The 20876-nt window shown below is 25.4% G+C and carries 12 protein-coding genes; 8 read left to right on the top strand and 4 right to left on the bottom strand.

Going from position 1 to position 20876, the window contains the following annotated elements:
- Positions 1-3 precede the first annotated feature (3 nt).
- From vorB to glmM, 4 genes are read left to right on the top strand one after another with little or no spacing between them, the layout of a single operon-like run.
- Entirely contained in the window at positions 4-1104 is a 1101-nt protein-coding gene (gene vorB, locus A6P36_RS03460) for a 3-methyl-2-oxobutanoate dehydrogenase subunit VorB (protein WP_066761020.1), read from the top strand.
- Entirely contained in the window at positions 1088-1819 is a 732-nt protein-coding gene (locus A6P36_RS03455) for a thiamine pyrophosphate-dependent enzyme (protein WP_066761018.1), read from the top strand. Before vorB ends, A6P36_RS03455 begins: the two co-directional genes overlap by 17 nt.
- A gap of 20 nt (positions 1820-1839) precedes the next feature.
- Positions 1840-2367 carry a 2-oxoacid:acceptor oxidoreductase family protein gene (locus A6P36_RS03450; protein WP_066761016.1) on the top strand — a complete coding sequence of 176 codons (528 nt, stop codon included), beginning with the start codon at positions 1840-1842 and terminating at the stop codon, positions 2365-2367.
- Between the two features lie 13 nt (positions 2368-2380).
- Positions 2381-3721, top strand: coding sequence for a phosphoglucosamine mutase (glmM, locus tag A6P36_RS03445; protein WP_066761014.1), 1341 nt, complete (start codon positions 2381-2383; stop codon positions 3719-3721).
- Positions 3722-3742: 21 nt separating this feature from the next.
- On the opposite strand, the gene A6P36_RS03440 is transcribed toward glmM, so the two are convergent.
- On the bottom strand, positions 3743-4570 hold the full coding sequence (locus A6P36_RS03440) for a Cof-type HAD-IIB family hydrolase (protein ID WP_066761013.1): 828 nt from the start codon (positions 4568-4570) through the stop codon (positions 3743-3745).
- Positions 4571-4713: 143 nt separating this feature from the next.
- Here A6P36_RS03440 and A6P36_RS03435 point away from each other — a divergent pair, with 143 nt between their 5' ends.
- Positions 4714-6312: an AbgT family transporter gene (locus A6P36_RS03435; protein WP_369815416.1), complete on the top strand. Its 1599-nt coding sequence runs from the start codon at positions 4714-4716 to the stop codon at positions 6310-6312.
- A gap of 64 nt (positions 6313-6376) precedes the next feature.
- Positions 6377-7012, top strand: coding sequence for a class I SAM-dependent methyltransferase (locus A6P36_RS03430; RefSeq protein ID WP_066761006.1), 636 nt, complete (start codon positions 6377-6379; stop codon positions 7010-7012).
- A 27-nt stretch (positions 7013-7039) separates the two neighbouring features.
- On the opposite strand, the gene adhE is transcribed toward A6P36_RS03430, so the two are convergent.
- Complete coding sequence (adhE, locus tag A6P36_RS03425) at positions 7040-9646, bottom strand: bifunctional acetaldehyde-CoA/alcohol dehydrogenase (RefSeq protein ID WP_066761005.1); 2607 nt, start codon at positions 9644-9646, stop codon at positions 7040-7042.
- A 276-nt stretch (positions 9647-9922) separates the two neighbouring features.
- Between adhE and A6P36_RS03420 the strand changes: the two genes are divergently transcribed.
- Positions 9923-18181, top strand: a complete 8259-nt coding sequence (locus A6P36_RS03420; RefSeq protein ID WP_066761004.1) for a glucoamylase family protein — start codon at positions 9923-9925, stop codon at positions 18179-18181.
- Between the two features lie 333 nt (positions 18182-18514).
- A complete protein-coding gene (gene tyrS, locus A6P36_RS03415; RefSeq protein WP_066761002.1) occupies positions 18515-19735 on the top strand; it encodes a tyrosine--tRNA ligase in 1221 nt (406 codons plus the stop codon).
- A 30-nt stretch (positions 19736-19765) separates the two neighbouring features.
- Here the strand turns inward: tyrS and A6P36_RS08215 are convergent, their stop codons facing one another.
- Positions 19766-19918 (bottom strand): hypothetical protein, encoded by a 153-nt coding sequence (locus A6P36_RS08215; RefSeq protein WP_191336241.1) that lies wholly within the window; start codon positions 19916-19918, stop codon positions 19766-19768.
- A gap of 52 nt (positions 19919-19970) precedes the next feature.
- Positions 19971-20792, bottom strand: a complete 822-nt coding sequence (locus tag A6P36_RS03410) for a dipicolinate synthase subunit DpsA (protein WP_066761000.1) — start codon at positions 20790-20792, stop codon at positions 19971-19973.
- Positions 20793-20876: the final 84 nt, after the last annotated feature.

The following is a 20876-nucleotide window of genomic DNA, read 5'->3' as shown; positions in this document are numbered from 1 at the left end:
TAATTGAAGATATTAATTAAAGGATGTGAAGCTTTAGGAGAAGCGGCTATTAAAGCAGGGTGTCATGCTTTTTTTGGGTATCCTATAACTCCGCAAACAGAGATAGTTGCACATTTGTCAAAGAGGATGCCGGAATGTGGAAGACTAATTATTCAAGCAGAGAGTGAAATTTCTGCTATTAATATGGTTTATGGAGCAGCCAGTGCAGGATTTCGTACTATGACTTCTACTTCAAGTCCAGGAATGAGCTTAAAAGCTGAAGGAATTTCATATATGGCAGGTGCAGAGTTACCATGTGTTATAGTTAATGTTTGCAGATTAGGTCCTGGTCTTGGAGGTATTCAACCATCTCAACAGGATTATTTTGTTGTAACTAGAGCACTTGGTCATGGAGGATTTAAAGTAATAGTTTTAGCTCCAAATAGTGTACAAGAAATTTATGATTTAACAATTAAAGCATTTGAATTGGCAGACAAGTACAGGAATCCTGTGGTTATTTTTTTAGATGGAACTTTAGGGCAGATGATGGAGTCTATAGAGGTAGATGAAAAAAGTGATACTATTTACGATTCTTTTGAAGATATAAGAAAATTAAAGCCTTGGAGTGCAAATGGTGTAGTAGATAGAGAATATAGAAATGTTATACGTTCATTGTATTTAGATAATGAAGAAGTTAAAAATCATATGAAAAAATTAAATGAAAAGTATAATTTAATGAAAATCAATGAAGTTAGTTGTGAAGTATTAGGATTAGAACAAGAAGTTGATATTATATTAGTATGTTTTGGAATAATATCTAGAATATGTGAAAAAGTAAGGGATATTCTTAAGGATGAAAATATATGTGTAGGTATATTGAGACCTATAACTATTTGGCCATTTCCTTATGATGAAATAAAAAAATATACTCATAATACAAAATATGGGTTTTTATGTGTAGAAATGAATTTTGGACAAATGGTTGAAGATGTAATTTTAGGTTGTTCTAGTAAAAATAAAGTGTATTCTTGTGCAGAGGTGTATGGAAACGTTATTGACTGTGAAACTATAGTAGAAGATATTAGAAAAATTATTAAAGGAGATAAGCATGAATATAAAATTTAAACCATCTGAAGCTATTATTGATGTTAAGAATCACTATTGTCCAGGATGTACTCATGGAATAATAAATAATATAATAGGTGAGGTTTTAGAGGAGTTAAATATACTAAATAAATCTATTGGAATTGCTTCTGTTGGATGTTCAGTTCTTATGTATGATTATTTAAATTGTGATTTTATAAGTGCTTCTCATGGAAGAGCTCCAGCCGTTGCTACTGCAGTGTCAAGACTTTTAAAAGATAGGGTTGTATTTACTTATCAAGGAGATGGGGATTTAGCAGCTATAGGTATGTCAGAAATTATACATGCAGCACTGAGAGGGGAAAATATAGTAGTAATTTTTATAAATAATTGTACTTATGGAATGACTGGTGGGCAAATGGCGCCTACTACTTTGAAGGGACAGATAACTGAAACAACTCCTTATGGAAGAGAAGTTGATTCTCATGGTCCTCCTGTGAAAGTTTGTGAATTATTAGAAACTATTGAAGGAATTAGATATTTAGAAAGGGTTTCAACTCACAATGTTCGTGAAGTTATGAAAGCGAAAAAAGCAATAAAGAAAGCATTTGAATATGTAAAAAATGGTGAAGGTTTTTCTTTTGTTGAAATTCTTTCTATATGTCCAACAAATTGGAGAAAAAATATTTATGATTCTTTAAAATGGGTTGAGGAAAATATGGTTAAGGAGTTTGAATTAAAGGTATTTAAGGATTAAGTTTGTGGAGGTATACTAGTTTGAATTTAGATGTATTGTTTTCAGGATTTGGTGGACAAGGAATCTTATTTATTTCAAAAATTTTATCTTATGCTGCAATTGAAAGTGGATTAAATGTTACATGGTTTCCATCTTATGGACCAGAAATGAGAGGAGGAACTGCTAGTTGTTCTGTTGTAATAAGTAATAAGAAAATTTCTTCTCCAATTGTTTCTAGACCTAAATATATGGTTGCTATGAATTATCCATCACTACTTAAATATGAAAGTAGAGTTTTGAGTAATGGTTTTATATTTGTTAATTCAGATATAATTAGAAATAATCATTTGAGAAAAGATGTTAAATATTTTGATGTACCAATTCAAAGTATTGCTAAAGGTATTTCTGAAAAAGTTTTTGGAAATATTGTAATGCTTGGTTCATTAACTAAAATAATAAAAGTTATTTCTAGAGGTTCTGTTATTAATTCTCTTAAGAGACATTTGAATAAAAAATTTAATTTTGATGATAATGAAAAAGCTTTTGAAGCTGGATATGATTTTTTATAAAGGAGTATAAATAATGGGAAAGTTATTTGGAACAGATGGTATTAGAGGAATTGCAAATGTAAAATTAACAGGTGAATTTGCGTATTTAATAGGAAAATGTGGAGCGCATATTCTATCTAATAATTCAACAAATAACAAAAAAATTATAGTTGGTATGGATACAAGAATTTCAAGTCCTATGCTTGAAAATAGTATATGCTCGGGTATTGCATCATGTGGTATTGATGTTATAAAAGTATCTTATATACCAACACCTGCCATAGGATATTTAATAACTAAGTATAACTTAATAGGTGGAGTTATGATTTCAGCTTCGCATAATCCTTATGAATATAATGGAATAAAGTTTTTTGATCATAATGGAGTAAAATTAAGTGATGAGTTAGAAGAAAAAATAGAAGATTTATACTTTGAAAATATAAATGGATTTGAGAGTAAAAATTCACAAATTGGGAAAATTGAATATTCAGAACATATGATAGATGATTATAGGAAATTTTTATTAAATTCTTTAGATACAAGTCTTAATGGTTTAAAAATAGCTATAGATTGTGCAAATGGAGCAGCATATATGATTGCTGAAAAGGTATTTAAAGATACAGGAGCAGAGGTATTAATTATAAATAATAACCCAAATGGAACTAATATAAATAATAATTGTGGCTCTACAAGTATGAAGGAAATTTGTAATTTTGTTGTAGAAAATAATTGTGATTTTGGTTTTGCCTATGATGGGGATGCTGATAGATGTTTAGCTGTTGATCATGAAGGAAACATTATAAATGGTGATTTTATAATGGGAATAATATCAATTTATTTTAAAGAAAAGGGTATTTTAAATAAAAATACAGTTGTAGCAACAGTTATGAGTAATATTGGATTGCACAAATCGTTAAATAAATATGGTATAGACATTTCTGAAGTTTGTGTTGGAGATAAGTATGTTTTTCAGAATATGAATGAAAATAATTATGTTGTAGGAGGAGAACAATCAGGACATATAATTTTACTTGATAATAAAACAGGAGATGGAATTTTAACTTCTCTTATACTTAGTAAAATTGTAAAAGAAAAAGGGAAAACTTTAAAGGATTTAGCATCATGTATAGAAGAGTTTCCACAAGTTTTGTTAAATGTAAATGTTAGTGAGGGTAAGAAAAACATTTATAAAGAAGATAAAGAAATAGTTGAGTTAATTGAAAAATGTGAAAATGAGCTTTTAGATAATGGAAGGATTTTAGTTAGAGAATCTGGTACAGAAGATTTAATTAGAATTATGGTAGAAGGTAAAGATAAAAATATTATTGAAAATATTGCAAATGAAATATCAAATGCTATTAAAAATAAATTATAGAAAATGTGTAGAATTAAATTTCTACACATTTTTTAATATTATGTTATTTATTGCATATGAAATCCCTTCTTCGTCGTTTGTTTTTGTAATATGTGTTGCAAGTTTTTTCACATCATTTTCTCCATTTTCAGGGACTATAGAGGTTCCAGCAAAATTTATCATTTCTATGTCATTAAAATTATCTCCAAAAACGCAAACATTCTCACTTTCTATATTTAAAATGTCACAAAGAATAGAAAGAGCAGTTCCTTTATTTATACCTGAAGGCATTAAATCTAATAATTCATAATCAGAAGATACGATTGATAAATTTTTAAAATCTTTATTTAAGATAGATTGAATTTCTAAAAGTTTAGGTCGATTTTCTATGTGGGCTAGAGATTTTAGAAATTTTAAATTTGAATATTTATTTATGTCATCGTCCATAATTTCAAAATTAAATTGATCATTTTTATTTGCTGTTTTGTTATAATTTTTCAAAAACTCAATACGAGGATTGTTTTTTGTAACTAAAATTGAGTTTTCTGTGTAAAATAAGAAATTTAATTCTAATGATTTAAAATAATTAAAAATATTTTTTACAGTTTCAAAATCTAGAGTTTTCATGTAGTAAATTTTATTTGAAAGATCTCTTATAATTGATCCATTACATGAAATTATTGGTAAATCTGAACATATTTCACGTTGGTATTTTCTTGCTAAAATATCAATTCTTCCTGTTGCAATTGTATATTTAATATTATAATTAGATAAATTTTTAACAGCTAATAAAGTTTCTTGTGTTATCTTTTTATTTGAATTTAATAGTGTCCCATCAAGATCAAAAACACATAATTTAATATTTTTCATTTTAAATTCATCTCCAATTTATAATTATGATAAAAAAATGTTTTTTTTATTGAAATATATACAATAATGTTGCATAATTGTTATTTAAATATTAAAATAATACAATAATTATATTTTAAATATTTTGAAAATGAAAGGAGTTAATGGTTTTGGCTGAAAAAAGAAGTAAAAGATTAAGAAGTACAAATGCAGTCAAAAAAGTTGGTATACTTAATAAAAGTCTCAATTTTATTGAAAAGATTGGTAATAAGTTACCTGATCCTGTAACATTGTTTGTTTTATTAAGTATATTAACCATAATTGCATCTTTTATTTTAGGTAACGCTGGTGTCAGCGCAGAGTATGAAACCGTAAAAGATGGAGTTTCTGAAGTTGTTAAAGTAGATGCTGTTAATTTATTAACTAAAAGTTCCATGGCAGAATTTTTGAAAAATATTGTTAGTAACTTCACGAGCTTTGCCCCACTTGGTGTTGTTTTAGTTTCAATGCTTGGTGTTGGAGTTGCTGAAGGAACAGGGTTAATAGATGCTTTAATAAAGAAGCTTATTTTAAGTACTCCAAAAAGACTTATAACTGTTGTTGTTGTGCTTTTAGGAGTTTTATCAAATATAGCTTCTGATGCCGGATATGTTGTTTTAGTACCACTGGGTGCTATAATATTTAAGAGTTTTGGAATGAATCCAATAGCCGGTATTGCTGCAGCTTTTGCTGGAGTTTCTGGAGGATTTTCAGCAAACTTACTTATAGGAACAATAGATCCTTTATTAAGTGGTCTTAGTCAATCAGCTGCAAATATTATTGATCCAACATATGTTGTTAATCCAACAAGTAACTACTATTTTATGGTTGTTTCTACATTTTTAATAACTATAGTTGGTACTCTTGTAACTGAATGTATAATATTACCAAGATTAAATAGAAAAAATGGTGATAATTTAGTAGATCAAGTTGAAATTGAAGATGAAAGTGCTTTTAAATTTACAAAAGAAGAGAAAAAAGGACTTTTATGGGCTGGAATTTCTTTATTTATTTATGTTCTAATAATTATAATTGGACTTCTTCCTGGAGGAATGCTTAGAAATCCAGAAACAGATTCAATTATTGTTAAATCTCCATTTATAGATGGTATAGTTGTTATTCTTTCACTTGGGTTTTTTGTGCCAGGTGTGGCTTTTGGAATTGGGTCAGGAAAAATTAAAAATGATTCAGATGTAGTAAAATCTATGACAAAGTCTATGTCTACAATGGGAGGATATTTAGTTTTAGCATTCTTTGCTTCTCAATTTATAAAACTATTTGAGCAAAGTAAAATAGCTACAATAATTGCAGTAAAAGGTGCGGATTTCTTAGAAAATATTGGTTTTGTTGGAATTCCTCTAATACTTGCATTCATAATAATAGTTGCTTTTATAAACTTATTTATAGGAAGTGCATCAGCAAAATGGGCTATAATGGCACCAATATTTGTTCCATTATTTATGAGATTAGGATTTACACCAGAATTTACACAAATAGCTTATAGAATAGGTGATTCTACAAGTAATATAATAACTCCACTTTTACCATATTTTCCTATAATAGCAATGCTTGTTAAGAAATATGATCCAAAGAGTGGAATTGGAACTCTTATTTCTTTAATGCTTCCATATTCAATAGTTTTCTTAATTTCATGGGTATTGTTATTGATTGTTTGGATGGTTTTAAAATTACCTTTAGGACCTGGTGCATTTATTTTTATGTAGAAAATATTAAGTTTAAGGATAATTTAAAAGTTTTAAATTATCCTTATTTTATTGAGGTGAATTTGTGAAAATACTTAAAAGTAGTAAAGAAATAGAAATTAGTGATGAAGAATTTTTAAGTAAAATAAGTAAATATAGTAAGTGTGTAATTGATCTAGGGACAGGTCAAGGAGGATTTGTTTACTTTAATGCTTTAGAAAATAAAGATTGTTTTTATATAGGACTTGATTCATGTAGAGATTCTATGAAAAAATATGGAGTTAAGCAGTATAAAAATAAAATTGATAATTTAATGTATGTTGTTATGAATGCTCAAAGTTTACATGAGGTTTTATATAATAAATTTTCAGAAATTTATATAAATCTTCCTTGGGGAAGTTTACTTCAAGGAATTTTTAAGGAAGAATTAAAAATTATAGAGGGGATTTCTAAGCTTTCAAAACCAGAATGTAAAATAAATATATGCTTTTCTTATGATGAAAAATTTGAAAAAAATGAAATAGAAAAGAGAGAGCTTCCTGAATTAAATGAGAGTTATTTTAAAGAGATTTTTATTCCAACATATAATAAATATGGAATTGAAGTAGAAAGTATAGAGTATATTTCAAAAGATAAATTATCTTTTCAAAGTAAATGGATGAAGGTTTTAACAGAGAGTAAAAGTAGAAAATTTTATGTTATAGTTTGTGAAAAAAAATAGAGTGCAAAAATTTTGCACTCTATTTTTTTAATATATAACTTTGTAAATTTCTAATAATTCTTCAACAAGTGGGTATCTTGGGTTTGCACCAGTACATTGATCATCAAATGCTTTTACAGCAAGTTCATTGATTTTGTTCATATATTTTTCTTTTGATATTCCACACTCAGAAACTTTTGAAGGCATTTCAAGTTCAGACATTAACTTTTTAACAGCGTCAATTAAGCTATTAACTCCTTCTTCTGTAGTTGAAGCTTTAAGACCAAGAGTTCTAGCAATTTCTGCATATTTTTCATGAGCAATAAATTTCTCATATTTAGGGAATGATGGAAGCTTAGTTGGAGTTTCAGAGTTAAACTTAATTACATGAGGAAGAAGTATAGCGTTAGCACGTCCGTGAGGTATATGGAATTCTCCTCCAAGTTTGTGAGCAAGAGAGTGGTTTATACCTAAGAATGCATTTGTAAATGCCATACCAGCTATAGCTGATGCATTATTCATTTTTTCTCTTGCAACCTTATCATTACTTCCATTTTTAAATGCTCTTGGTAAATATTCAAATACTAATTGAATTGCTTTCATTGCAAGGGCATCTGTATAGTCAGAAGCAAGTATTGAAACATAAGCTTCAATTGCGTGAGTTAAAACATCAAGTCCAGTATCTGCTGTTACAGCTTTTGGAAGACTCATTACATATTGAGTATCTATTATTGCAACATCTGGAGTTAACTCATAATCAGCTAAAGGATATTTAACATTTTTAACTTTATCAGTTATAACAGAAAATGCTGTAACCTCAGAACCTGTTCCAGAAGTTGTAGGAATTGCAACTAATTTTGCTTTTTGTCCTAATTTAGGGAACTTGTAAGTTCTCTTTCTTATATCAACAAACTTTAATTTTATATCATCAAAATTTGTATTAGGGTGTTCATAGAATAACCACATACCTTTTGCAGCATCAATTGCAGATCCACCACCTAGAGCTATAATACAATCAGGTTTGAATCTTTCCATTGCTTTAACACCACTTAACACAGTTTCAACAGATGGATCTGGTTCAACATCTGAGAATATTTCAAAGTGAACCTTGTCAATTCTTCTTTCTAAATGGTTTATTACAATATCAGTATACCCTAAATTAACCATTCCAGGATCTGTAACTATCATAACTTTAGATATATTAGGCATTTTCTCTAAATAACAAGTAGATCCCCACTCAAAATATATTTTTTCAGGAATTTTAAACCACTGCATATTAACTTTTCTCCTTGCAACTCTTTTTAAGTTAATTAAATTTTCACATGTTACATTAGAAATTATTGAGTTTTTACCATAAGATCCACATCCTAAAGTTAAAGATGCTCTATTTGAGTTATATAAATCACCTATAGCACCTTGAGTTGATGGAGTATTTACAACTATTCTTCCAGCTTTTACTTTTTCAGAGAATTTTTTAATAACTTCTTCATTATTTGAGTGAACTGCTGCAGAGTGACCAAGTCCTCCAAATTCTACCATTTGAGAAGCTTTTTCAATTCCTTCATCAGAGTTTTTAACAACAATGTAAGCAAGAACTGGGCTTAATTTTTCACGAGATAAAGGAGATTCATTTCCAACTGAATTAATTTTAGCAACAAGTATTTTTGTTTTAGGTGGAACAGTAAATCCAGCTTGTTCAGCTATCCAGTTTGCAGATTTACCAACTATATTTGGATTTAATGCACAAGAATTTTTTTCTGGAGGGAATGCCATTTGTTCAAGTTTTTTAATTTCATCTTTTGAACAAAAATGACAATTAAGTTCCTTCATTACTTCTTCAAATTCTTTTGAAATTTCTTCATCAACAATAGCAGCTTGCTCAGAAGCACAAATCATTCCATTATCAAATGTTTTTGAAATAATTATGTCAGATACAGCTCTTCTTACATTACAAGATTTTTCTAAGTACGCAGGAACATTTCCAGGTCCAACTCCAAGTGCTGGTTTTCCACAGCTATAAGCAGACTTAACCATTCCAGATCCACCAGTTGCAAGTATTAAAGAGATTCCTTCGTGATTCATTAAAGCATTTGTAGCTTCTAAAGATGGTTCTTCAATCCATTGAACGCAGTCTTCTGGAGCTCCAGCTTTTATTGCAGCATCACGAACTATTCTTGCAGCTTCAGCACTACATTTTTGAGCAGAAGGGTGGAAAGCAAAAATAATAGGATTTCTAGTTTTTATAGAAATAATTGCTTTAAACATAGCAGTAGAAGTTGGGTTAGTTACAGGAGTAACTCCAGCTATTATTCCAACAGGCTCAGCTACATTAAAGTAATCTTTTGTATGGTCATCATTTATTATTCCAACAGTTTTTACGTGTTTTATATCATGATGAATGTATTCTGTAGCAAATAGATTTTTAATAACTTTATCTTCAAAAACTCCACGTCCAGTTTCTTCAACAGCAAACTTAGCTAATTCTATGTTTTTAGAAGCACCAGCAATACACATAGCATCTACAATTTTATCTATTTGAGATTGGTTTAATTGCAATAATTTTTTTTCAGCTTCTCTAGCTTTTGTTATGAGGGAATCAATAACTAAATTTGTATTTGAACTTTCTTTTTCTGAAACTTGTTGTTTTGATTTCATAATGAATAACAACCTCCATAATCATTAAACTTTGATAGTCTTATATTTTTGTATTATTTGATTAACTAAAAAAAATATTATTTTAATTTTGATATTTTAATAACAAAGTTTGTTATTTTAATAACAATATTATTATACGAAAATATATAAAAAATATCAATATATAATCGGTTAAAGGTATGAATAATAAAAAAAATTTTGGTAATAATAGAATATATTTCAAAAAATGTTTTAAATTGAGATGATTTTTCTTAGTTAAAATGGAAGGGATATGACATGATAAATTATGATTTACTCAATTTAGTTTGTACGCATAATGATGTGCACATAAAGAAATTTAATTTTAAAGATAAGTTTAAAGACTTAAATAAAACGTTTTTAAAAAATGTTGAAGCTATTGAAAATATAAAATCTTTAGGATGTAAAATAAGTGATAGTTCTAAATGGATAACGGATAATTTTTTTGTAATAGAGAATGAAACCATACAGTTATTAAATGATAATTATATTAATTTAAGAGAGTTTATTTCTGTAAAAATTAATGAGGAGTTTTTACCTAGAGCATATTTATTTTGTTCTTGTGTTGTTGAAAATCAGGATAGTATTTTTGAAGAGAGAGAATTTTTTGAAAAATTAGATGAGTATGAGAGTAAAGTTAAACTTAGTTTAAAAGAACTCTGGAGTATTTCATTTTTTTTGAAGTATTCTGTTTTGGAAAATATATATAAAATTGTTAATGAAGTTTCATTAATTGAAAACCAGAGATATAAAGGGCATGTTCTTTTTAAGAGTGTAATGAAATTAATTAATGATGGTAAATTTAAAGTTGCTTTGCGCAAACTTGAGAAATTTTTAGATAATAATGTTTCATTATATACAATTGAATATTTTATAGATTTAATGAATGAAAACAGAATAGAAGATCGTGTAATAAGAGATTTTTTAGATAAAATTTTAGAAAATGAAAATTTAACATATAAAGATTTGAAACAATTAAATGAGAAACAATTAAATGATATAAGAATTAAAATTAGTATTTATATACAATCTCTTAAAAATATTTCTTTGTTTGATTGGAGAATTGCTCTTGAAAATGTAAGTTCTGTACATAAAGAATTTTTAAAAGATCCATCAGGCGTTTATGGAAATATGGATTATGAAAGTAGGGATTTTTATAGAAAAACACTTGAAAAAATCTGTGAGAAAAATAATTTAAATGAGTATATGGAATGCGTTAAAATCCTAGATTTATGTAAAAATGGAGATACAAATTGTTCAAGACATGTTGGTTATTATTTATTAGACGAGGGAAGTAAACGCTTTAAAAATGTTAGGTTTTCGGAGAAATTTAAAAAAATATCTTATTTTACAAGTATATTTAGTGGAATATTTTTTATAGAGTTATTTTTACTTAAATATTTTAATGGTATTTTATATAGTAGGTTTTTAAGTTTTGGTGTTAGTACTGTATTTTTGGTTTTAGTTGGTGATATTTGGATCAATATTATTAACCACTTATTCTTAGAGAATATAGAACATAAATTTGTACCTAAAATGGATTATTCTAAGAAAATTCCAGATGAAGCTAAAACAATAGTTGTGATTCCATCTATTTTAACTAGTAAAGAGGATATAGATAATTTATTTAAAAATTTGGAAATATCTTATATTTGTAATAAAAATAACAATGTATATTTCTCATTATTGTTTGATTATGTTGATACTATCTCTTACGAGGGGTTTGAAGATAAAATTCTTTTAGATTATGCTAAGAAGTCATTAAAGGAACTAAATAGTAGATATAAAGATAAAATTAATGAAACAAAATTTTACATGTTTGTGAGAGAAAAAATTTATAATGAGAGCAATAAAGTTTACATGGGATGGGAACGTAAACGCGGTAAAATAATGGAATTTATAAAATTTTTAAAAGGAAGAGAAAGTAATTTTCATGAATCTATTGAAGATTATCCATTATTAAAAAACACTAAATATATAATAACAATTGATTCTGATACTAAATTAATGAAAGATTCTGCATTTAAATTAATAGGAGCTATAAATCATATTTTAAATAAAGCAGTTGTTAAGACAATCAGAAGAAGAAATAAAGTCATTAGAGGTTATGGAATAGTACAGCCTAAAGTTAATGTTAGTTTTAAAAGTTCATTAAATACCATTTATTCTAAACTTTTTGTTGGTAATGTTGCCACATCATCTTATAATTCTATTACTTCTAATATATATCAAGATATTTTTTCAGATAGTATTTTTATAGGGAAAGGTATTATTGATATAGATGTATTTGATAAGATTTTGTGGAATGTTATACCTGAAAATAGAGTTTTGAGTCATGATTTAATAGAGGGATGTTTTTCAAAAGTTTTATTAAGTTCAGACATTGAGATACAAGAAGGATTTCCATCAAACATTCTCTCAAATTTTTTAAGATTACATAGATGGACGCGGGGAGATTGGCAATTAATTCCTTATTTAATAAGAGGAAGAGGAATTAGTATGCTTTCTAAGTATAAAATTTTAGATAATTTGAGAAGAAGTTTAATTCCTATTAGTTGGATGATTTGTATTACTTTACCATTTTTTCTTAATATACAAGAAAGAAACAAATATTATGGGTTAGTTTTACTTGGTTTATTATTCCCACTTTTTTTAGATATATCTTCCCTTACTATAGTACCTGTAGCTAAAGAAAATTTATCTTTTAATTTAAAAAATTTAAAAAATAAGTTTACTCAAATGTATGTTATGTTTTCTTTTTTACCGTATCAAGCGTACATAGTTTTTGATGCTGTATTTAAAGTTATAATGAGGTTATTATTTACTAAGAAAAATTTACTTGAATGGAAATCATTCCAAGAAGTTGAGAAAAATTCAAAAGATTCTATCGTTTCATATTTAGGTAAAATGTTTTTATGTATAGTTTTTGGATTATTAAGTTTAATGTTTAGTGTTTATTTTAAATTTAATGAGATGATTTTACCTTCAATTACGTTTTTTATAGCTCCATTTATAGCATATTATTTGTCTAAAAAACAAAAAGTCAAAAAAGTTAAAATAACTAGTGAACAAAATATTTTTTTAAGATCATTATCAAGAAGTATATTTTCATATTTCGAGGATTTTGTAAATGAAAGTACTAACTATTTAGTTTGTGATAATTATCAAGAAGATCCGTCAATAGGTATTGTAAAAAAAACGTCTCCAACTAATATAGGTATGAGTTTAAGCTCTTTTATTTTAGCTAGGGATTTTGGATTTATAAGTGTTTTTGATATGGTTGATAGATTAAAAAATATTATGAAATCCATAGATTCTTTACCGGTTTATAGAGGACATTTATATAATTGGTATGATATAGAAAATGTTGTTCCACTTGGAGATAGATATGTTTCAACTGTTGATAGTGGAAATTTACTTGCTAGTTATTATTTGTGTAAAAAGTCTTTAGAAGATATTTTAAATAAACCTATTATTCATAAAGATTTAGTAAAGTCCTTTGAAGAAATGGGATATTTATCAAATAATTCTAAAATGGATCATTTGTATAAAGATTTAATTAATTATGGTTATAACTGCAATAAATATAGAGATTATATTAAATTTTTAGAGGATGTAGCGGATAAATCTAAAGAAAATATTTCTGAATTGAGTAAAGATAGTGCAGATGTTTATTGGCATATAAAGATTAATGAAAGTGCAAATAATTTTTTAAATGAAATTTTTAATATAACTTGTAGAATTAATGAAATATCTAATTTTAGAATTGAGAAATTTGGAGAAATATTTATTAGTACAAATTTAGGGGAATTAGAGAAGGAACTTGTAGAATTTAAGAAAAATTATAACAATTCATCTGTTAGAAATGAGTTAGTTGACTTAAAAATATCTGAAGTAATAGTTAATGTTAAGCAGATAGTTAAAGATGTTAAATTTTTAATGGATAAAATTAGTTCTAAAATTAATTCTATGGATTTTAAATTTTTATATAATAAGGAGAGAAATTTATTATCAATAGGATATGATTGTGAAAATGATTTGTTAGATGAAAATTGTTATGATTTATTGGCATCAGAAGTTAGAATTGCAAGTTTTTTATCTATTGCAAAAGGAGATATACCTATAAGTCATTGGTTTAAATTAGGACGATTAGGAATTAATGTAAATGGTATAAAAACTCTTATGTCTTGGAGTGGAACTATGTTTGAGTATTTAATGCCAATGCTTTATATGAAAGCTTATCCTGATACGGTGTTTTATGAAACTTATAGAGGATGTGTCGAAGCTCAGATAAAGTTTGCAAACCATAATAGAATTCCTTTTGGTGTATCAGAATCTTGTTTTTATGAATTTGATAGTCAATTAAATTATCAGTATAAAGCATTTGGAATTCCTGGAGTTGCAGTAAAAAAAGATTACGAAAATTTAGTTGTAAGCCCTTATTCTGGAATTATGAGTTCTATGGTTGATTTTAAAAGTAGCATAAAAAATTTAAAAAGGTTAAAAAAATTAGGAAGTTTGGGTAAATATGGTTTTTATGAAGCTATTGATTTTACAAAACAAAGAAATCATAAAAATAATAGTTATTCTATAGTAAAAAGCTATATGGCTCATCATCAAGGTATGAGTCTGATAGCGTTGTCAAATATTTTAATGAATAATATTTGTCAAGATAGATTTGAAAAAATAATTGATGTGGAAAGTATAAGTGAATTACTTAATGAAAGTATCCATAATATATCCATTAATAAAGTTAAAGAAAATGAGTTTGTTTTAAATGTTATGGATTTAAATGATGAGTTTATACCGAGAATAATTAAGTATAGTAAAGATAAAATGTGTGATATGCAAATTTATTCTAATGGAGATTATTCTTTGGGAATAAGCAGTAGTGGTGGTGGATATTTAAAATTTAAAGGTGAGTACATTTCAGAATTAAGCTATGATTTTACTAATGAGAAGCCTTATGGAAGTGTATATATAAGGGATTTAGATAGCGGTAAATTTTTTAGTAATACATATTTGCCATGTAAAAATAATGATGTTAGTTATATTTGTGAATTTGAATTAGATAAAGTAAGATTTAAAGCAAATGATAGAGATATTAATGTTATTAGTGAGATTTTTATATCTAATGATGAAAACGTTGAGATAAGAAAAATAATATTAAAGAATTTAACATCCAAGGTTAAAAATTTAGAATTAACTAGTTATTTTGAAAGTGATATTTTGAATAAAAGTTTTGATTATGTAGATGATAAAATGTTAGTTATATGTGGAAATGATAATGATAATTTGTTTATGGGTCATAGTATTTATTACACTAATAATGAAATTGAAGGAATTAAATTTGAAAACACAAAGCAAGGATTCATGGGAGTAAATGGAAATTTACAATATCCTATTTCTATGGGTATTAATTCTAATTATGGAAATAATAAATTTTATGATGATATGGTTATGAGTTTAAGATCTAATATAAGATTAAATTCTCATGGTCATGTAAGTGTGTACTTTATAAATGCTATAAGTGATAATAAAGAAAAATTAGTTAAATTAATTGATAACTATAAAAATTTGAATATGATATCTAATTTATTTTATAGTAATTCTTATAATCTTAAAATTATGGTTAACAACTTAAAAATATCTCCTCAAGAGTTATCTTTATTTAATCATATTACTTCTAAAATTATATATGGTTTTCCAGAAAGAAATTATAAATTAAGTTGTGATGTAGGAATTAAAGATTTAATATCTTATAATATAAATCCTAATATACCGATTGTAGCTGTAGAAATTATGCAAAGTAAGGATCTAGAACATGTTGAAATATTAATTAAAGCGTTAGCATATTTTATAAAAATTGGTTTAGAATTTAATTTAGTAATCTTAAATAGTTATTTAAGACAAGATAAACATATTGATAGCGAGCTTGATAAAATTATATTGAGATATAATCTTAAGGAAAGAATAAATGTTGACAATGGAATTTACATAATTTTATCAAATATTTATAAGAGCACTTGTGAAATTATCAAAAATATATCAAACATTTTAATACAATCAGGGGAAAAGAGTATATATGATCAGCTTAATTTTACTGTTAAAAATTTACAAGAAATAATAAGAGAGGAAAATTTAGAAAATTGTATTGTATCACCTCAAAACGATATTTTTAAGTATAATAAAAATATTATTTTAAATAGATATTTGTTTGAGATAGGTGATGAAATTTCAGATTATAATGATATAAGTAAATATAATAGTCCAAGGAAAATGCTCAAATTTTATAATTCTTATGGAGGCTTTTCAAAAGACTATTCTGAATATATTGTTAAAATTAATAATTTAAATATGATTCCTTATAGTTATAAAAATATTTTAAATAATAAATATATTTCTACTTGTATATTGTCAAGTGGATTTATGAGTACCTGGGCTTTTGATTGTAGAGAGTTTTTGATTACTGAAGATTTTACAAAAAAAGAATATAATTATGCTGGAGAATCAATTTATATAAGAGAAGATGAATTTGTTTGGTCACCAACATTTAGTCCTATTGATAATGGAGAGGATTATATAATTTCTAATTCATTTTCTAGTACAAAAATAAGTAATCAATATAGAGATGTTAAAACTAATGTTGAATGCTCTATTCCACAAGGGAAAAAATATAAAGTTGTTAAAATAAAATTTAAAAATTTATCTGATAAAGTTAGACGTTTTAATGTGTATTATTTTGCACCTATCTTATTATCTTCAAAAGATGATTATTCTAAGAAATTAAGTACTTATATAAATAGAGATTTTGATTACATATACGGAGAAAATAATTTTTCTAAGAATTTTAAAAATGTAAAGGCTTATTTAAAATTATTTGGGTGTAAAGATGTTTCATTTACAGGAAGTAAAAAGGAATTTTTGGGAATAAATAATGGATATTTTAATCCTATAGGTGTGTATAAAGACAAGTTAAGCAATTTGACGGGAATCTATTTAGAATCTTGTTTATGTGCTTCAGGAAAACTTACTTTAGATGTGGGAGAGACTAAGGAAGTTCATATTATTTTAGGATATGATAATAGTATTGAAGCTATAAATTCTGAAATAAATAATTTTTGTACAGATGAAAAGTTATTTAATGATGTATATGAAAAAAATGAGGAAATATATTTTAAAAAATATAAAGAGTTTCAAATTAAAACTAAGGATGAATATATAGATGCGTTTATGAATGGATGGATTCTTCATCAGAGTTATAATGAAAAATTTTTATTAAGTAGTTCATTTAAAGGAGAATTAAATTCTTGTATTGATTTAATGGAAAAATGTTTAATTTATACATATATAGATTCTGAAGAAAGTAAGAAAAATATTATAAAAGTATTTTCTAATATGTATGAGAATGGGAATTTTAAAGATAAATGGAGCTATTTTACAAAAGAATATGAAATAAATGATTGTTTATATGATTTATTATGGATTGTATATATACTTTTAGATTATATAAAAGTTACTGGTGATTTTGATATTTTGAATGTTGAAATTAATTATATGAGTGATAGCGATTCAAAAGTAAAATTTTCAAATATATATGATAAGTGCTTAAAAATTATAAATAAGGGAATATTTGTAGAAGATGTAGGTGACCCTAAGGTAAATAAAAATATTTTGGATGTTAAGACTCTTTTTATGCTTTATAGAGTATTAGGGGATTTTGATGAAATATTATTAAAAGTTAATGATTGTAAAAATAGAGATATATTTAATAAGGTTAAAAATAGAATTTTGCACATTCTTGAGACAGAGTGTTTTAATGGAGAGTTTTATATAAATAATTTAAAAGATAAAGGGTCTAAAGCTTTTTATAATGATATATATTTACTTCCTCAGATATTATCATTGATTTGTGTAGATAATCATGTCATTAGTCAAAAAGTTATATTTTCTATTGAAAAATATTTAATTAATAGAGATTCTGGATTTGTAAAAGAATTTTTTACTAAAGATAATGCATTTATAAAAGAGGATAAAATTATTCAGAATAATAAGGAATTAATTTTATTGGTTAAGGCACTAACAAAATTAAAATTGAATGATAAAGCATATAAATATTTAAATTTTTTAAATCCTATATTAAGAACTATGAATAGAAATTGTGCAAATATTTATAAAAAAGAACCGTATATGATTCCAGCTAAAATAGGATTTAAAGAAAATAGTTTAGTTAAAATTATAAATGATGATTTTAATTATACTTCTTCGTTATTTTATAGAGTTGTTCTTGAAAATATATTGGGATTTAATTTGTGTGAAGATGGATTTTATTTAGAACCATGTATACCAAGTGATTGGAAACAGTATGTAATTGAATATAATAGAGGAAATGTATTTTATAAAATAATAGTTAGAAAGGGAGAATTAAAGAATTTAAAAATTAATGGAGAAAAGTATGTTGAAAAATTGATAAAATTTAAGGATGAAGGAACTTATATAATTGATATAACTATATAAAGCAAATTTTTAATACTTTTCCACATATATTTTGTGGAAAAGTATTAATTTTTGTGGAAAAATATTATTAATTTAGCTAAATATCGATGCAATAATGTGTTTATAAATTTAGATATAAGGAATAAATATTTTAAAATTTTGTTATTAATAATGGTAAATATTTGAAAAATATAAAATATTTCTATAATTAATTATAAAAAAATAAAGTTATTAACATATATATGTTAATAATGTTGATAACTATTTGTATATAACAATTTAAATTTATATTTTGTAAATTTATTTAGGTATGTTATAATTTAGAAAAATTTTAATTATAAACTAAGAGGGAATATGATGAGTTTATTTGAAGAATTAGAGAGTCGTGGTTTTATAAAACAAATGACTCATGAATATGAAATTAAAAAAAATATTAATGAGGATAAAGTTGTATTTTACATAGGTTATGATCCTACTGCAGATAGTTTAACAGTTGGTCATTTTGTTACCCTTATGTTTATGGCTCATATGCAAAAATATGGTCATAAACCTATTGTTTTAGTTGGTGGGGGAACTGTTATGGTTGGTGACCCTACAGGAAAAACTGATATGAGAAAAATGTTATCAAGAGATGTTATTGAAGAAAATATAAGAAAAATTAAGGGGCAAATATCAAAATTTATAGATTTTTCAGATGATAAAGCTATAATGGTTGATAATTCAGATTGGCTTCTAAATCTTAATTATATAGAATTTTTGAGAGATATTGGTGTTAATTTTTCAGTTAATAATATGTTAAGAGCAGAATGCTTTAAACAGAGGCTTGAAAAAGGACTTAGTTTTTTAGAGTTTAATTATATGATTATGCAATCATATGATTTTTTAGTACTTAATCAAAAATATAATTGTATTATGCAGCTTGGTGGAGACGATCAATGGTCAAATATGATTGGTGGTATGGATTTAATTAGAAGAAAAACTGGAAAACAAGTTTATGCCCTTACATGTAATTTACTTTTAACAAGTGATGGAAAGAAAATGGGTAAAACTGAAAGTGGTGCTATATGGCTTGATAAGGAAAAAACATCTATATATGATTTTTATCAATATTGGAGAAATATTGATGATAAAGATGTTGAGAAAACATTAAAGATGCTTACATTTGTTCCTCTTAATGAAATTAAAGAGTTGTGTAGTGTAGAGGGAGAACAAATTAATAAAGCAAAAGAAGTATTAGCTTTTGAAGTAACTAAAATTATACATGGAGAAGAAGAAGCGATTAAATGTATGGAAGCATCACGTGCTTTGTTTTCAAAAGAAGGAAATTTAGATAATGCACCTAAGTATGATGTTTCAGAAAGTGAGCTTGGATGCAGTTTGTTAGACATTTTGGTTTCTAAGAAAATATTTCCATCAAAATCAGAAGGAAGAAGACTTGTAACTCAAGGTGGGGTTGCTTTAAATGAAAATAAAATAAGTGATGTGAATTTTATTTTAAATATAGATGCTTTTAAAGATGGAAAAGCAATAATTAAAAAAGGAAAGAAAAATTTTTATGTTCTTAATTTAATATAAAAAAGACTAGCCTTAAAAGGCTAGTCTTTTTTATATGAAAAAATCGTTATTAAGTGGATCAAATTCAGAATCATTTATATTATTTGTATATTCATTATATTGAGGTGAGTTATTAAATTCGTTATGGTTATTTTCAACTAAATCAAATATATTATCTATATCCCAAAGGTCTTTTGGATCCATAATAATCACTTCCTTTGAGATTAGTTTTGTAATTTTATATATAAATTATTCATTATTTTAAATTTTCTTTAAAAAAATTAAATATAGCTTTTGAAGAGCTTTCCCTTGAAACTTTTGCAGGTATTCCCAAATAGTGTATTGTTTTTATGTTTTTAATATTTGCATATTTAAAGTCTACTCCTCCAGGAAGTGAAGATAAGTCTAAAATTAATGTTTTTTTGTTTAATGAATTTAAAATTTCTTTTGTTATTATTAAATGAGGTATTGTATTTATGATTATATCAAAGTTTTTTGCTTCATTTTTGAAATTATCTATTGTTCTAGATTTTATATTATCTATTTTTGTATAAACATAGTTTATTGAAGGATTATTATAAATAATTAATTCTTTGCATAATGGTTCTATTCTTCTTGAAAGCGCTTTTGAAACGCGTCCATATCCAATTATACAAACTTTTGATTCAAATAAACTTTTTTCACTTTCATGAATTAATTTTTCTATGGAACCTTCAGCTGTTATTATTGCGTTTATTAAAGTAAATTTTTCATCTTTTAAAATATTTATAAAGTTTAAATTCATTTCTTTTAATGTGTTTTCTGAATTTTTATCAAATCCCCCAATTATTTTACCTTTGAAATTTTTTAGGTTAGAAAATATACTTTCAGTATTTATTTTTTCAGAATAAAAAGGTGCGTTTAAGAAATTATTTTTTGAAAAAGGTATTGGAAGAAAAATTATATCAAAATTATTTATTTTTTTGAAATTTTCATCATTTGAATTTAAAAAAGAAGTTTTAGTTTTAAAATTATTTTCATTAAGAATTTTTTCAAGAGAAATAAATCTTTCGTCTCCACCTAGTATTAATATATTCATTAAAATCTCTCCAATAAAAATTAATATTTTAATATAGTATGAAAAAATATTTTATATATTTTTACCTAAATTTATGATATTATT

It is taken from the genome of Candidatus Arthromitus sp. SFB-turkey (assembly GCF_001655775.1).
GTDB lineage: Bacteria > Bacillota > Clostridia > Clostridiales > Clostridiaceae > Dwaynesavagella > Dwaynesavagella gallinarum.
This window is presented reverse-complemented; position numbering and strand designations above follow the sequence as displayed.

Excerpts from the sequence above, each read along its gene's own strand:
- A6P36_RS03440 (WP_066761013.1), bottom strand. The coding sequence starts at position 4,570 with ATGAAAAATATTAAATTATGTGTTTTTGATCTTGATGGGACACTATTA.
- tyrS (WP_066761002.1), top strand. The coding sequence starts at position 18,515 with ATGATGAGTTTATTTGAAGAATTAGAGAGTCGTGGTTTTATAAAACAA.
- A6P36_RS08215 (WP_191336241.1), bottom strand. The coding sequence starts at position 19,918 with ATGGATCCAAAAGACCTTTGGGATATAGATAATATATTTGATTTAGTT.
- A6P36_RS03455 (WP_066761018.1), top strand. The coding sequence starts at position 1,088 with ATGAATATAAAATTTAAACCATCTGAAGCTATTATTGATGTTAAGAAT.
- A6P36_RS03420 (WP_066761004.1), top strand. The coding sequence starts at position 9,923 with ATGATAAATTATGATTTACTCAATTTAGTTTGTACGCATAATGATGTG.
- A6P36_RS03435 (WP_369815416.1), top strand. The coding sequence starts at position 4,714 with ATGGTTTTGGCTGAAAAAAGAAGTAAAAGATTAAGAAGTACAAATGCA.
- A6P36_RS03410 (WP_066761000.1), bottom strand. The coding sequence starts at position 20,792 with ATGAATATATTAATACTAGGTGGAGACGAAAGATTTATTTCTCTTGAA.
- glmM (WP_066761014.1), top strand. The coding sequence starts at position 2,381 with ATGGGAAAGTTATTTGGAACAGATGGTATTAGAGGAATTGCAAATGTA.
- adhE (WP_066761005.1), bottom strand. The coding sequence starts at position 9,646 with ATGAAATCAAAACAACAAGTTTCAGAAAAAGAAAGTTCAAATACAAAT.